This window comes from Paenibacillus aceti (assembly GCF_003614185.1).
In the GTDB taxonomy this organism is placed as follows: Bacteria; Bacillota; Bacilli; order Paenibacillales; family Paenibacillaceae; genus Fontibacillus; species Fontibacillus aceti.
On the sequence record NZ_KZ987724.1, the window covers coordinates 1,759,915 to 1,775,345 of the forward strand.

17 protein-coding genes are annotated in these 15,431 nt (G+C 48.4%); 3 read left to right on the plus strand and 14 right to left on the minus strand.

Features of this window, described 5'->3' with window-relative positions; translation table 11 throughout:
• Positions 1–56: 56 nt before the first annotated feature.
• From BFJ94_RS07705 to BFJ94_RS07765, 13 genes are all read right to left on the minus strand, one after another.
• Positions 57–1,085 carry an SAM-dependent methyltransferase gene (locus tag BFJ94_RS07705; protein ID WP_120465142.1) on the minus strand — a complete coding sequence of 343 codons (1,029 nt, stop codon included), beginning with the start codon at positions 1,083–1,085 and terminating at the stop codon, positions 57–59.
• Between the two features lie 60 nt (positions 1,086–1,145).
• The gene (locus BFJ94_RS07710) at positions 1,146–1,499 is read right to left on the minus strand and encodes a cyclic-phosphate processing receiver domain-containing protein (RefSeq protein ID WP_120462136.1); all 354 of its coding nucleotides are present in this window, start codon (positions 1,497–1,499) and stop codon (positions 1,146–1,148) included.
• A gap of 31 nt (positions 1,500–1,530) precedes the next feature.
• On the minus strand, positions 1,531–2,385 hold the full coding sequence (locus tag BFJ94_RS07715; protein WP_120462137.1) for a deoxyribonuclease IV: 855 nt from the start codon (positions 2,383–2,385) through the stop codon (positions 1,531–1,533).
• Positions 2,375–3,193, minus strand: coding sequence for an Fpg/Nei family DNA glycosylase (locus tag BFJ94_RS07720; protein WP_120462138.1), 819 nt, complete (start codon positions 3,191–3,193; stop codon positions 2,375–2,377). The genes BFJ94_RS07715 and BFJ94_RS07720 overlap by 11 nt, the downstream gene beginning before the upstream one ends.
• A 14-nt stretch (positions 3,194–3,207) precedes the next feature.
• Positions 3,208–4,017, minus strand: a complete 810-nt coding sequence (locus tag BFJ94_RS07725) for a TIGR01457 family HAD-type hydrolase (RefSeq protein ID WP_120462139.1) — start codon at positions 4,015–4,017, stop codon at positions 3,208–3,210.
• Positions 4,018–4,274: 257 nt separating this feature from the next.
• Positions 4,275–5,213, minus strand: a complete 939-nt coding sequence (rnz, locus tag BFJ94_RS07730; RefSeq protein ID WP_120462140.1) for a ribonuclease Z — start codon at positions 5,211–5,213, stop codon at positions 4,275–4,277.
• Positions 5,214–5,298: 85 nt separating this feature from the next.
• Positions 5,299–8,736 (minus strand): methionine synthase, encoded by a 3,438-nt coding sequence (metH, locus tag BFJ94_RS07735; RefSeq protein WP_120462141.1) that lies wholly within the window; start codon positions 8,734–8,736, stop codon positions 5,299–5,301.
• 552 nt (positions 8,737–9,288) lie between these two features.
• Complete coding sequence (locus BFJ94_RS07740; protein WP_120462142.1) at positions 9,289–9,573, minus strand: hypothetical protein; 285 nt, start codon at positions 9,571–9,573, stop codon at positions 9,289–9,291.
• Between the two features lie 255 nt (positions 9,574–9,828).
• A complete protein-coding gene (locus BFJ94_RS07745) occupies positions 9,829–10,242 on the minus strand; it encodes a FixH family protein (protein ID WP_120462143.1) in 414 nt (137 codons plus the stop codon).
• A gap of 52 nt (positions 10,243–10,294) precedes the next feature.
• Positions 10,295–11,089, minus strand: a complete 795-nt coding sequence (locus BFJ94_RS07750; protein WP_120462144.1) for an HAD family hydrolase — start codon at positions 11,087–11,089, stop codon at positions 10,295–10,297.
• A gap of 64 nt (positions 11,090–11,153) precedes the next feature.
• Positions 11,154–11,687: a hypothetical protein gene (locus BFJ94_RS07755; RefSeq protein ID WP_120462145.1), complete on the minus strand. Its 534-nt coding sequence runs from the start codon at positions 11,685–11,687 to the stop codon at positions 11,154–11,156.
• A gap of 122 nt (positions 11,688–11,809) precedes the next feature.
• The gene (locus BFJ94_RS07760) at positions 11,810–11,983 is read right to left on the minus strand and encodes a DUF896 domain-containing protein (protein ID WP_120462146.1); all 174 of its coding nucleotides are present in this window, start codon (positions 11,981–11,983) and stop codon (positions 11,810–11,812) included.
• A 292-nt stretch (positions 11,984–12,275) separates the two neighbouring features.
• Positions 12,276–12,650 (minus strand): LysM peptidoglycan-binding domain-containing protein, encoded by a 375-nt coding sequence (locus tag BFJ94_RS07765; protein WP_120462147.1) that lies wholly within the window; start codon positions 12,648–12,650, stop codon positions 12,276–12,278.
• A 228-nt stretch (positions 12,651–12,878) separates the two neighbouring features.
• On the opposite strand from BFJ94_RS07765, the gene lexA reads away from it, so the two are divergent.
• The 3 genes from lexA (at position 12,879) to BFJ94_RS07780 (ending at position 14,672) form a co-directional block, all read left to right on the plus strand.
• Complete coding sequence (gene lexA / locus BFJ94_RS07770; RefSeq protein WP_120462148.1) at positions 12,879–13,502, plus strand: transcriptional repressor LexA; 624 nt, start codon at positions 12,879–12,881, stop codon at positions 13,500–13,502.
• A 296-nt stretch (positions 13,503–13,798) separates the two neighbouring features.
• The gene (locus tag BFJ94_RS07775; RefSeq protein ID WP_308424661.1) at positions 13,799–14,098 is read left to right on the plus strand and encodes a DUF2642 domain-containing protein; all 300 of its coding nucleotides are present in this window, start codon (positions 13,799–13,801) and stop codon (positions 14,096–14,098) included.
• Between the two features lie 289 nt (positions 14,099–14,387).
• Positions 14,388–14,672: a hypothetical protein gene (locus BFJ94_RS07780; RefSeq protein ID WP_120462149.1), complete on the plus strand. Its 285-nt coding sequence runs from the start codon at positions 14,388–14,390 to the stop codon at positions 14,670–14,672.
• Positions 14,673–14,813: 141 nt separating this feature from the next.
• Here BFJ94_RS07780 and tnpA read toward each other — a convergent pair whose 3' ends face one another.
• On the minus strand, positions 14,814–15,287 hold the full coding sequence (tnpA, locus tag BFJ94_RS07785; RefSeq protein ID WP_120460925.1) for an IS200/IS605 family transposase: 474 nt from the start codon (positions 15,285–15,287) through the stop codon (positions 14,814–14,816).
• Between the last annotated feature and the right edge of the window lie 144 nt (positions 15,288–15,431).

A 15,431-nucleotide genomic window follows, 5' to 3' on the forward strand; every position in this document is an offset into this window, starting at 1 on the left:
ATACCATATTTCAGCAGAATGTAAAGCTATATTTTCTAAAAATATAATTCATTCCGTTAATATTTAATCATATATAGAGTGATCTCATCACGGTTATGGAACAGCTGCTTAGCCCGCTGTACCTGCATTTGTGCCGCTTCGAACAACGAGATTACTTCTCCAATTAACGCCATCGGTTTCTTGCTCATCAGCTTTACAGTAACGACCGCTGTTCCGCCAGGAACGAGGGCATACAGCAAATCGATAACCATTTTGGCCGTCTGCTTCGGACTCCAGCTCATATCACATACGAGCAAATCGAACTGTCCTTCCCGGAACTTAACGCTATCCGCGTTCTTCCGTATATGGGTCAATTGGGGAGAGGCCAGCACCGACGGATGCATCTTGGCCGGATCAACTGCAGTCACCTTAAGTCCGCGTTCGAGCAGGAAGGAGGACCAACCTCCGGGAGCAGCACCGATATCAAGTGCCTCATGAAAGGCTGCAAAATCGATACCAAAGACCGCTTCCGCCTCCAGCAGCTTGAATTTTGCCCGTGAAATCTGGCCTTCCTCGCGCTGAAAGCGAATCGCACCGCCACTCCAGTCCGATAAATTCTGCTGCGGAGTGGAGATCCCCGCCAGAACGGAATCCTTGCTGGCAAATACGGAAATAATCCAATCGGCATCTCTGACGACAAACTCAGCCCCGGAATCCCCCAGTCTCGTTTGCAACATATCCCTTAGCGCCGACGCGCTCTCCTGCCATAAAGAAGCCTCAGACTTGCGCGGTTGGATCGCAATCTTGGCCCCATTTAACCGCCCATCCTCCAAAATAAAGCGGACAAGCCCATCAACCCAGACTTGATCCTGAGCGGCTTCATTCTCCACCCACTGCCACTGCACCGGGAACATATGCCGCAGAAACCTCGGCTCGGCCAGGCCTAATCGTCTCTCGATCTCATCGGACTCCTGCGGTAAGGTGACTAGCAATACCTCACCAGGAATAAGAACCGTACTCTTAACCGATCCGAATAATCTGCGTAATTCCTCCTGAGCATAAGGGGCGAATCCATGGTTCGCAGTACAAATATATTTTGCAGACATTTCGCCTTGAGCCTCTGCTGTATTCTCTTCTATGTGAATATTCAATTTGTGCAACCTCTCTTACTTTCCAGCACGTTGCCCTGCCTGACGCGCAATCTCATCCAACCGCTCGAACGGAATCGGGCAATTATGCAGCACGACGTGCTCCGGTTTATTCTGATATAAAATTTCGTACATGCTCTTCTTGCCACACATACTCGATGTATGCAAATAGATTTCACGCGGATACAGTCCCTCCCGGGCGATAGCAGCCGCTACCTCCGTACCTGTCTTCTCATCAGGGCCCATATCATGGTCCAGCGATAGAATATCTACCTCAGCCAAGCGCAGCAGTTCAATACATTCATCCACCGAGCGCGCTAATGTAAATCCTTCTGGACATCGTCGGAAATCGTCCATATATACATGAATCACATTCTTCTTCCTTTCTGCTGTTTTTCCAGCACTAGCTCTCTACCCACCGCCTTACCAGCTCCATATCCTCTTTATGAGTTCCATCCGCTCCAGAAGCGGTCTCTAGTATAAACGGTTTATTCCTGATCGCATCTACCTGTAGCAACCGTCTGAATCCTGATTCTCCAATGTATCCTTGCCCGACTCTAGCATGGCGGTCTTTGCGCGAATGAAGCGGGTATCTGGAATCATTCAGATGAACGACGGACAGAGCCTCCCAGAAGCCAAGCCGCTCCGCCTTAACAGCAAATTCATCATCCTGCGTTCCACGCCACATTCCTGAAGCAAAAGCATGGCAAGTATCAAGGCAAAAACCGATCTGCTGCGGAGAATCACAGAGCTTGCGAATTTGCACCATCTCCTCAAGCGTCATTCCCAGATCTCCATGATCTCCTGCCTGGTTCTCAATCAGCAGCTTCGCTTGACCCTGCCAATTTGCAAGCACTTTATTTATACATTGTATAATATTTTGATAACTTTGTAAGGGGCTTCCAGTCTTATTTGTGCCAAAATGGACTACAATTCCAATTGAACCGCAGGTCTCGGCGATTTCAAGGTCATTTCGCAGCGATTCTACTACCCGTTGGAACTGCCCATCTCCACTCTGCGGATCTGAAGCCAGATTACTAGGATAAGGCGTATGGGCCACAGACATGATGTGATTGTTAAGACAAAGCTGGCGGCATATTTCAGCGTCCCGCGCATCGAATGCCTTGACTGTCAGACTCCGCGGATTTTTGGGAAAATATTGAAAAGCCCCCGCCCCCATCTGCAGCGCAGTTCTAGCAGCGCCGGAATACCCGGAACGTATACTGAAATGTCCGCCGATCTTAATCTTATCTATCATGCTGACAGCCCGGGCTATAGAATACCTTGCGCCCGCTCATCTCCGTCTTCACAATCTGATCACCGCAGCGGGAACATCTCTCCCCGCCCCGGTCATAGACCTCGCAAATGTCATTGGACCCACCTGTCAGGGTATCCCCCTTGATGACAGGCATCTCCATATATCCTCCGGCCTCCGTCGCCTTAATTAGCACATCACGCATCGCTTGATACAAGCGGGAAAAATCAGCCGCATCGAAGTTCTGCAGCTTAGCGGAAGGGAGCAGTTCTGCAGCAAAGGCGATTTCATCCGCATAGCAGTTGCCGATCCCGGCGATAATGTCCTGATTGATCAAGGCTGTCTTCAGGCTGCCACGCCGATTCTGCAGCAGGCTGATGAACCTCTCTTCATCCATTCTCCGCCCAAGCGGCTCTGGACCAAGATGGGATAACGCTTCTTCCGCTTCTTTGGCGCTGAGGATATGTAAATAACCGAGCCTTAATCCCATGAAATATAGGATAAGATCCTCACCGAAGGTAATCTCGATCTGGGTGTTCCGCTCCGGCCGATCCTCGGATGAGCCTAAATAAATCAAGCCTCCCAGCATTAAATGCAGCAGGAGACGCCGTCCGTTATCAAGATGGAACAGCAGATGCTTCCCGCGGCGTTCTATAAACACGACTTGTCTGTCAAGCAGCTCCGAACGGAAAGCCTCCGGCTCCACATTAATCGACTTCTCGCGGTTAACGGTCACGGAAGTGATCGGCAAATCTAAGATATGCTGTGATAGTTGTACTTTATAATTCTCCATTTCCGGCAATTCCGGCATGGCTCATCTTCCCTTCATTCTATATTCACACACACCAGCTTGCGAACCTCCTCCAGGTCCCAGCAAATCACATCAGGGCGAATCCCTGCGCTGGCCACATACTTCTCCAAATTATGCTCCGTAGTCACACCGGTTAAAGTGAGGATCGTACCGCAACCCGCATTGACCCCTGCGGAAATATCGGTGAGCATATTATCTCCAATAACTGCAACTTCTTCATTCCTGAGACCGAGGCGGTCGATCGCGAACTTCATCAGAATCCCCGATGGCTTGCCGATGACTACCGGTTCACTGCCCGTCGCCGCCTTGATTGCTGCAGCGATCGTCCCCGCTCCCGGCATTAATCCGTCCTGTGACGGCAGAAGTAGATCGGGATTGGTCAGTACATAGCGAGCTCCACCGGAGATCAGGCGGGCCGCCTTCGTTAATTTCTCATATGTAAATGAGCGGTCAATGCCCTGGATAACGACATCTGGATGTTCTTCATCATATTCCACACCCGCTTCACGCAACGCTTCCAGAAGCCCGGTCTCTCCAATCGGGGCTACTGTGCTGCCGGGATATTGCTTAGCGATATATTGCGCGGCTGCTACAGCCGATGTACATACTTCAGCTTCCCCAGCCGGAATCCCCATACTCTGCAGGCTGGCAGCAACCTCAGCCGGTGTACGCGAAGAATTATTCGTGACGAACAGATAGGGAATACCGGCAGCCTGAAGCCCGGTTATCAAGCGATCTGCACCCGGTATCATACGGCTTCCATGATATAAAGTTCCATCCAAATCTATAAGATAAGCCTTCCAGTCGGCTCTTAATTTGCTCATCGTTTTATCCTCCTCTGTATCAATAATCATTGTACATGGAAAACAAAAGGACAAGCAAATTTCCGAACATTACGCTGACAAAAAGACCTTTGGCTCCAGGCAGGATTCTGTCAAAACGTTGCACCAAGCCGTCTGGATGCGTCGAACAAAATCGAAGTGCTGATCTCGGATTTGATGGATATAGCAAACTTTGCAATCGCCTGTCATTTCCTGCGCTTTCCCGGAAAATAATTAATAAGTGCCTTTATTTCCCGCCCTTATTCCTCCCCATCAGCCCGGTTCACCGGATACAGGATATGCTCCCTCGCCAGCTCGCTATTAGCAAATACTTGCCGCGCTTCAACTAGCAGTTGCTGGAGCTGATCCTCGGATTTATATCTGGAGCTGAAATGGGTGAGATAGAGCTGCTTCGCTCCCGCTGCTTCAGCTGCCTCTGCAGCCTGCTTCGCGGTGCTATGATGATAATCATATGCCGTCTGGGCCAGTTCATCGAGAAAAGTGGACTCATGAACCATTGCATCGGCTCCTTCGGACAGACTGATCGCTGCCGGACAAGGGCGAGTATCGCCCAGAATCGTAACGATCCTCCCTTGCTTTGGACTGCCCAGCACTTCTTCCGGCTTAATGATTACGCCATCTGGCGCCTCTACGCTCTCGCCCCGCTTAAGCTTGCCATACAGTGGCCCCGGCTTGATTCCATGACTGGACAGCAGCACGGAATCGAGCTTGCCCGGCAAATCCTTCTCAACTATGCGATAGCCATAGCTGGCAATCCGATGATCGAGCAGGGCCGACTCGACCCGGAAGGTCTCATCCTCAAATAGATGACCGCCTACATGCTCGACGATATCAAGCTGATAATCGATCCGGGACTCGCTGATATTCAGTGAAGTCTTGATATATTGCTTCAACCCCGTCGGTCCGTATATCGTCAGCGGAGTGTTGCCCCCCTGATAAGCTCGGCTCGATATAAGCCCGGGTAGACCGAAGAGATGATCACCGTGAAGATGGCTAATGAAGATCTTCTCCAGCTTGCTAAGCTTCAGAGGAGAGCGAAGAATCTGATGCTGGGTTCCTTCCCCACAATCGAACAGCCAGAAGCTGCGCCGTTCATCGAACAAGCGAAGCGCCAGCGATGTTACATTGCGTTCTAATGAAGGAACTCCCGCATTCGTTCCCATGAAGTATAATTCCATAACTCTAACCTCCTTAGGGCAAATGCCCTGCTAATTGCCCGAGAACCCTCCGTAAGCCGGAGGGTTCTCGAATTATATTCAATCCTTAGGCTTTCTCTACATTGAAGTATTGCGCCTGAGGATGCGCAAATACCATCGCCGATACAGAAGCCTCCGGCTCCATCATAAATCCTTCCGTCAGCTCCACACCGATATCCTCTGGCTTCATCAGCTCGAACAGCGGCCCTTGATCCTCCAGATTCGGGCAAGCCGGATAACCGAAGGATACACGAATCCCTTGATAACGGGCACCATGACGCTGCTTCATCGTCATATCCTGCGGATCCGGGAAGCCCCATATATCGCGCATAATATGATGCACCCGCTCGGCAAGCGCCTCCGCTGTCTCCAGCGCAACAGATTGCAGCGCATGGGAGCGCAGATAATCGCCGCTTTCCTTCCATTTCTCAGACAATTCCCGAACTCCCTGACCTGCGGTAACGACAAGGAATCCTACATAATCCATCATACCGCTCTCGACCGGCTTAAGGAAATCTGCCAGGCATAAATAAGGTTCTACCCGCTGTCTCGGGAAGCTGAAGGTTTTGAGGACAGTACTGTGATCCTGCGGATCATACACTATAATATCATTACCAGACGACTGCGCCGGGAAGAAGCGATACATCGCATTTGCCCGAATAATCCCGTCACGGACCGCATGGCCGAGAATTTCATCCACCGTCTCCTTCAGTTGAATGGCCTTGGGATCGCCCTTGGCCAGAAGCTGCTCTACCGAGCCGCGTAGTCCCAGATGATGCCCGAGCAGCATCTGCATATTAATATATGGAATAATGTGCTGAACCGGATACTCTCTTAGAATATGACGCTCCAGATCAGGCGGTTGGTATACCGGTACGTCGAGTGATATCTTCGAACGTTCCACCCGGGTTAACTGCGGCAGCGGGGCTGCTTCGGTTTTTTGGGCGTCGGCTTCTTTCTCCGCTTCCATCTCCAGCCGCATCTTCTCTCGATGCTCCTCATTCATCAGCTTATTGGCCAAATCCAGCCCTTCCATCGCATCCTTGGCATAGACGACCATGCCATCATATTCAGGGCGAATCCGCGTACGTGTAAATTTACGGGTCAGAGCAGCCCCGCCGACCATAATCGGCACATCGATGCCCGCTCCCCGTAAATCCTGGGCTGTAGTCACCATTTGCTGCGCCGACTTAACGAGCAGACCGGACAATCCTATCGCATCCGCCTTCTCTTCGCGATAGGCTTCGATAATTCGCTCCGGTGGTACTTTTATACCCAAATTCACGATCTTGTAACCGTTATTAGAGAGAATGATCTCCACCAGGTTCTTGCCGATATCGTGGACGTCGCCCTTCACGGTTGCCAGCAGGATTTTCCCTTTGACCGATGTCTCGTTCTTCTCCATGAAATTCTCCAGGAAAGCAACGGAGGCCTTCATCACCTCTGCACTCTGCAGCACTTCCGCCACAATCAGTTCATTGTTGTTGAACAGGCGTCCAACCTCTTCCATACCGGTCATTAACGGCCCGTTAATGATCTCAAGCGCGCTGTACCGGTTCAATGCTTCCTCTAAATCTGGAATCAGGCCTTCCTTTGTGCCCTCCACAACATAAGATGCGAGTCGCTCCTCCAGCGACAGGTTCACGGTCTTCTCCTTCTTCTCTACCTTCTTGTTGCGGAATGCGGCGACAAATGCGGCTAATGTCGCATCATTCGTATGATAGATCAGCTCTTCAGCCAATCTGCGTTCTTCTTCTGGAATGGAAGCGTAACGCTCCAGCTTCTCGGTATTGACGATGGCATAATCGAGCCCTGCCTTCGTACATTCATATAAGAAGACGGAATTCAGCACCTCGCGTCCCGCCTCCGGCAGGCCGAAGGATACGTTACTGATCCCAAGAACAGTGTGGCATGCAGGCAGCGCCTGCTTAATCAAACGGATCCCCTCAATCGTCTCGCCGGCTGAACCGATATACTGCTCATCCCCTGTACCTACCGGGAACACCAGTGGGTCAAAAATAATATCCTCCGCAGCAAGCCCATACTTGTTCACGAGCAGATCATGGGAACGTTTGGCGACCTCCAGCTTATCCTCGCGCTTGATGGCTTGTCCCTTCTCATCGATGGTCCCGACGACGACCGCCGCACCATACTTATGGATCAGCGGGGTCACATGCTCGAATTTTTCTTCACCATCTTCAAGATTAATGGAGTTAATTATTGACTTTCCCTGACAGTATTTCAAGGCCAATTCCAGCACCTTCGGATCGGTTGTGTCGATCATTAACGGTACCTTCACCTTTTTGGCCACCAGCCCGAGGAATAGCTTCATATCTTCAGCTTCATCCCGATCCGGGTCCTGGACGCAGACATCGATTACCTGAGCCCCATTCTTCACCTGAGCACGAGCGATCTCCGACGCTTCCTCATATTTCCCTTCCACGATGAGCCGTTTGAACTTCCGCGAACCGAGTACATTCGTTCTCTCACCGATCATATACGGACGATTGTCCGCTTCCACATACACCGGTTCAATACCGGATAATGCAGGTGAATGCTCACCGCTGATAGTCCTAGGCTTATACTGACTCATCTTGTCCGCCATCGCGGCGATATGAGCGGGCGTCGTTCCGCAGCAGCCGCCAGCGATATTCAGCCAGCCCTGCTCAGCGAATCCGGCCAGCTTCTGAGCCAGGGATTCCGGTGATTCATGATAATTTCCGTTCTCATCAGGCAATCCTGCATTCGGATAGCAGCTGACGGCTGTTCTGGCCATCTCTGACAATGTTCTGATATGGTCACGCATAAATTCCGGTCCGGTAGCACAGTTCAAGCCCACCGAGATCGGCCTTAAATGCTCCAGCGAGATGTAGAAGGATTCAATGTTCTGCCCGGCGAGGGTTGTACCCATCGGCTCAATCGTCCCTGAAATCATCAGTGGCAGTCTAATTCCCGACTTCTCATAAGCCCGGCTAATTCCGATGCTTCCCGCCTTAACATTAAGAGTATCCTGAGAGGTCTCTAGTAGCAGCACATCAACTCCTGCCTCAATTAGAGCCAGCGCCTGCTCCTCATAGCTGTCCGTAAGCTCATCAAAGGTCACGCCGCCTGTAACCGATAATGTCTTCGTCGTCGGTCCAAGTGCTCCAACTACATAACGCGGATGCTCCGGGGTGCTATATTTATCAGCCGCTGCAATCGCCAGCTGCGCAGCCGCCAGGTTAATATCGCGCGCGCGATCCTCCAGCCCGTATTCAGCCAGGACGATGGAAGTAGCACCGAAGGTATTGGTTTCTATGAGATCGGCTCCCGCCTGCAAATATCGCTCATGAATATTCTGAATCACATCCGGACGGGTGAGCACAAGCATTTCATTACAGCCGTCCAGATCCTCTCCGCCGAAATCGGCTGGTGACAGGTTCTCCTGCTGAATCATCGTACCCATAGCCCCGTCGAGGATTAATATTCGTTCTTTCATTCTGGACTCCAGACTCGGTTTACTCATGTTCTATCCCTCCCGCAAAACGTTACGTTTTAGTTTATCAGAAGTAGCCCATTAAGAAAAGATGCAATTATCATTCGGTGATTCCCGCGCCAGCACTGCACTTTCAACTATCATTCACCCCGTGAAGTAACTTTCTCCGGTAGCGGATAAAGAGGATTTGGGTCAAATAAAGGTATGGGTAAAGTTGTGTAATCCTATGTTAGTTATGAGGATTATAAATGCGAACAAAAATTTAATTGTATCGGGAAATGTTCGTGATTACTCGGATTGGCAGGGGGTATTTGTAAATGTTGAGGAGTGGGTGGGGAAAGCTTAGGTGTCGGGATTAGTGCCGGGATCCTTGAATGAGCATTGGGAAAGCGATGGTGAGGACTGACTGATGAGAATCGGTAAGTGTGGGTGAGCATTAGTAGGTGTGGAAGTGCGTAGATGGGGCGGGGCGGATAGGCTCTGGTAAGGGCCGGGTGTGCATTGATAAGGGCTGATGAGCCCCGGTAAGGGCCGGATGTACAGCGATAGGGGCGTGGGCTATGATTATGTGCGAATGTGCGTTTATAGGTGCTGGTGGAGAGCCATGGTATGGTATATACGGATGTGCGATGGGTTCCGGTAAGCCAGGGTATGATGGATTTGCAGCAAGTGGTGGGCCATGGTATGTCCGGATGTACAGCGATAGATGTGGTGAGCCCCGGTAATCGCTGATAGTTTTAATCGAATATCCAAACTTTCCTTCAAAGCCTGCATTTTTGCAGGTATTTTGCCCAATACCCCGCCGCCAACCAGAAATACCTGCAAATATGCATCCTTTTGTTCAAAAACATCCGAAAACACGCTCATCGACCCAAAATTCCTGCATATTTGCAGGTATTTACCCAATATCGGGTATTATAAGCATAAAAACATGCATTTTTGCATCTTTTTTCTATATATCTCCACCAGACTAGCCAATAAATCAATCAAAGGGCCCAACGATTGTATTTAGGAATCCCGGGTTGCACCGCCAAGCACACAAAAACTGCCCTTCCCTAAGAAGAGCAGCTTCTGCTTATTAGAACATTTATATTATAATAGCGAGATAACGAATGAACGATCTTACTCCTTAACGACAAACTCTGCAGAGGGCATGGAATGCTGATCTCTGGCCGTTACATGGGAGATGACATGGTAGCTACCCGGCGCTTTGAAGGATTTCTCAAGCACATACTTTCCTTCTCCTGCACCCTTAACAGTAATTTTACTATGGTCATCTTCGCTGTCCCCATCTTTCCAGATTTCGAACATTACCTCTTTAGCATCATCCACGGGCTTCCCCTGATGGGTCACCAGGGCTTCAAAACGGATTTTCTCGCCTGCTTGGATCTCAGTCGGATTCACTTGAAGTTGAACCTGAATCGGTTCCAGAGCCATGTTGTTGTCTCCATGGTTGCCAGAGTTCTTATCTCCACAACCACTGATCACGATGAGAATCAGCGCGAATAACAGTACACTCCAGCGTCTTCTTCGCATGTAATCTTCCTTCCTCATAAATGAATCTGGTGGCGAGGACTATCCGCAAATTTTAAGACAGTTCCTCGATAATTCGATGCAATTCGGACAAATCAGCTATTTCATAATCCGGTACAATCTCATCATTGCGGGTCTTCTTATCCCGATTAACCCATACGGCAGTGATGCCAACGCTTAAGGCCCCGCGAATATCGGTTGTAAGCTTGTCCCCGACCATTAAGGTCTCTTCCGGCTTCGTACCTAATTGCTCCAACGCATGCTTAAAGATCGATGAATCCGGTTTACCTTTGCCAAAGCTGCCGGAAATAATAATTTTATCAAAATAACTCGAGAGCTCCGGTACCCCGTCCAGCTTCTCTTGCTGCAGCGCAGGGCAGCCATTGGTCAACAGAAGCAGCTTCACCTGTCCCTTCAACTCCTGTAAAATCCGAAAAGTCTCTTCATAAACATAAGGGCGTGATCTGCGTTCCTTGGCAAATGCTTCAGCAAGGTCGGCGGCCAATTCATCATCAGAAATACCAAGAGCGAGTAAGCCACGGCGCCACGACTCCTTGCGATAAATCGGAGCCAATTGCTCAAGTTGGCGGAATTCCGGCTGTTCTCCGGCAGAGAAGTTAGCCCATAATCCTTCGAAAGGATTAATCCCGATCATTTTTGTGAACGGAAACGTCTCATAGGACTCATATAATTCTCTCGCTTCCCTGCGAACTGCAGCTTCCAGCTCGGCCGGATTGCAGCCAGTCACCGCTTCAGCCTTGCGGCAGGTCTCCACAAAAGCCTCTCTAACACTCCGATCATCCCATAGCAATGTATCATCCAAATCAAAACATACCGCTTTAATAGCCACTTTGACCAGGCCTCCCTCTCCAATGCCAACTACGCTATTTCAATACTGTCTTCCGAAACTTTGCCTATTCTCTCTCAAACGGAACATGATAAGCGTTCGCGAACTGCTCCAGACGATCCCCCATTGCCGCTACGTCAAACAGGTTGCGATGACGGTAGAACACCCAATTCGCGTCTTTGATTTTCGGCACAATCATAATCTTCTTGCGGCTTACCTTGATCTTGCTAATGTTGCCTGCTTCTAGAATTCGATCACGATTGTACTTGGTCGTGTAAATCCAGTTCTTGTTGATGCGAAGATACGGCCTTCTCATAAACAATGTGAACGCAAGCAATAAATAGAGTCCAATTGTCATCCAATACAGCCAGGAATTCATCTCCGCAGCTCTACCGATAAATCCAACCGCCGAATATAACAGCGCCACAAGCACCAGCACGCCCGGGAAAATGATATTGCGCCCCCGAAAAATATCACCATCGCCTCTCGGACCAAGCGATTTACGCGGATCAGCTGCTTTGCCTGTTGTTATTGTGGGTCCCTTTCCTTTTTGATTGAGTCTTTTCTGGTTGCGTTCCACTTTTCTGTCAAATGACCCCATAGTCTGTCCTCCTTATAAAATAACGCATTTTCACACTGCAGCCTATAATTCTCAGGCTCCATTGAGCGTTCCTGAGCGATTCATAAGCCCCATGCTATGTATAGCCGGGCCCTAAGGCCGGCTTATTCATCCACAATTTCAATCGATTCCAGCCTCTGGCGGAAATTAGTGCGGAAATTCTGAAGATATCTCTCCCGAAGCTGTGCTCTCTCCAGAATCTCTTCCTCCGTCAATCCGACCGATTTATGCTTGCGGGCCAGTTCATTGATCCGCTCAACAACAGATTCTATATCCATAAGTCCCTCCTCAAGTTGTTAGTCTTTGGGTTCAGCTCTTAACCTAAACATAATAGGTACAATATTCGAGCCTAACTGCTACTCATATCAAGCAGCATTATTCATACTCTGACATGAGAAAAAGAGCTTGTCAAGGCACTCTGCCTACAGTGCAAGCTCTCTTCATTATATAGTAATTTCCGGTCATCGTAAAACAGCTTATCGCATGAATATATTCAAGCTCAGTCTCGAACAATCGAACTAACAATTAAGAGACTTCTTAAAAACTTCTATTGATCTTATCACTCTGATCTCACTCCGGCAGAATAAGCACCTCTCCAGGCTGTATTGAACTCATATGCAAATCGTTAATCTGCTTCATAGAATAGATATATCTTCGAATATCTTTCCCTTGCGGTTTATGTTCTGTGGCAATTTCCCATAGTGTATCCCCCGGCATAACGATGACCGTCTTCAATGCTTTCTTCTGGGTGCTATTACTATCGTTACTATTATTAGATGAAGTAAACGCAGAAACTACTCCCGTACAGGTCAACAATAGCAGCAACGCGACCAGTAACGTCCTCTTTACATTTATGGAGAAATGGGCAGATCTGGTTCCAGCAGATACGACAGGCTTCTTAACCGGCTCTGAATAAATACTTTTATAAGTGCTATATTTAAGCATTTTACCTCACTCCAAACAAGTGTTCTTATCGTTAAAAATAATATAACACGAACGTTTGTTTGATTCAATAGTTTTTTCGAACATTCGTTCCCTAAATTTCAAATAGTCATTTGCATGACATACGAACGATATCTCTCTAAAAACAAGTGACTTTAGAACTTACGTTTGTACGAACGGCAGTTCTATGTTATAATTTTTCCAAACGTTACTAAGTGGAGTTGATAGGTTATGTCTAAGGTTTCCAGCCGTCAGCAGGCTATATTAGAATTTATACGCAGCGAAGTACGAACGAAAGGATATCCACCCTCCGTCCGTGAAATTGGAGAAGCCGTTGGACTAGCCTCCAGCTCTACGGTACACGGACATTTAGATCGTCTGGAGAAGAAAGGATTCATCCGTCGTGACCCTACGAAGCCAAGAGCCATCGAGCTATTAGGTGAAGAGTCCGAAAGTGCTGGCCTGTTTGCTCATTCGGTAGCTCGTGTGCCTGTCGTTGGCAAGGTAACAGCGGGTGTGCCAATCACCGCAACTGAGAATATTGAAGACTACTTCCCGCTACCTAACCACTACGCCAATGATGGCGAGATATTCATGTTATCCGTTGTCGGCAACAGCATGATTGAAGCTGGTATCTATAATGGCGACTATGTTATCGTCAGACAGCAGCAAACTGCAAATAACGGCGATATCGTCGTAGCAATGACCGATGAGGATGAAGCGACGGTTAAGACCTTCTACAAAGAGAAGGATCATATCCGCCTGCAACCAGAGAACCCGACGATGGAACCACTGCGCCTGAAGCATGTCAGCATCCTCGGTAAAGTCATCGGCCTATTCCGTGATTTTCACTAATCTTGATGTGATACAATGGATTGTGCCTGTCTGAACAAATTCCCGTCGAGCGGGAGCATAGAAGCAACGACATAAATTGAGCCATCGACTAGTATCAACGGTTTAATGCTGCAGCGATGGCATAAGGCATCCCTGATGGGATGCCTTTTTATGTTGTTATTTTTTGCAATCCGTCTTTATCGCAAAATCCGTTTCTAACTTGTCAAATTAATTTTATTTTGTAACTGGGCAGCGGCCCAGTTGTTTTATAGGCATTAGCATAGAATGGCCTATAAAATGAATTGGGAGGTAATTCTTTGAGTAATTATCCTATGATGTACCCAATGCCTACAATGGCTAACATGGCTAACATGCCTAATATGTCTAACATGCCCTATAAGCATCACATGCCTCAATCTCTCGTTGTCCACCCTGTTGATCAATGCGTCGTCGAGTGTTTAATGTCGCTTAAGGGCACTGTTGTCATTCTTGAAACTACCCGCGGCAGACTTGACGGATGCGTCATCGATGTCAAACCAGACCATGTCGTGCTTGAAGAAAGACATAAGAAGTTTATTGTCCGCATTTGTGAAATTGTTTGGATCATGCCTGAATAATAGAACATAAGGGGAATCTCCCCTCCTATCCACACCTTCTAGCATGCGTGCCTGACCAGGTGCTCCAAAAGGTCAGCAAAATCATATAACGAATCAGAAAACAACTCAGTCCTTGGGCTTCCCTGCGGGAAGTTCTAAGGACATTATTTATGTTCCGGTACAGGCTTAGAGCATTCATTAAACCATACCAGTTCCTTGTTGCACCCGCCCACTTGACCATCTTCTTTATTATGCTATCGTATTCATTGTAAGACACTGGAAATCGCACAATTCCCAATAGGAGGTAACCGTGAGAGGAATTAAGTCGATCTGGTTCGTTCTTCTGATGCTGCCTGCCACCGTTGGATGTTCCTCCTCAGAGAACGACCTTGCAATCTTCACCCTATCCATTAGTCAAAGAGAAATCGAATTTGCAACTTCCATAGAAAGGAAAACCGTTGACGGACTGGAGCTCCTCTATACCAAGATCCATGACATCTTGAATCCAATGTCCGCCCAAAAAGGGACGAGACTCTATCTCGCGTTACCAGCCTTGTTCCATACAGTCCTAAAAGCAGGTTGTATCAGAAAATAAATCATGACCACCCGTCCAACGGGTGGTTTGCACTTGGGGTATAACCCCCTGTTGCCAAACTGCGCCTAAAGACGCTAGCCTGACCACAAATCTGTTCAGGCTCAGTGTAATTTGTCACTTTCACTAACCAGTTAAACTGGTTTATTTCTTTTTGCTCCTGTTACTGCTAAACGGATCTTCGTACTCTTTTACACTCAACTTATCTATTGCTTGGTCATGTGCTTCTTGTTCACGAATGTATTTTGCTACGGTTGCTTCATTTAGGCCCACTGTACTTACATAATAGCCTTCTGCCCAAAATTTTCGATTCCCATATTTATACTTTAGTTGCGCGTGCTTTTCAAAGATCATTAGCGAACTTTTCCCCTTCAGATATCCCATGAATGTGGACACGGCTATCTTTGGGGGGATCGCTACCAGCATGTGTACATGATCTGGCATCATATGACCTTCCAGGATGTCCACTCCCTTATACTTACATAAACGTTTGAAAATTTCGATTAAGTCTTTCCTCACTTGATTATAGATCTCTTTCCGTCTATACTTCGGGGTGAACACAATGTGGTATTTGCACATCCACTTCGTGTGAGCTAGACTATAGCTCTTGTTTGCCATCTAAGACCATTCCTTTCAATTGAGCCTGAACATCTCAATTCTATCGGGATGGTCTTATTGGTCAAACCCTCGATCCCTCCACCCGCATAGCGGGTGGTTTTTTGTTTCGCGCGTTTCACGCACTCAACTGGCTAAAGCCATAAT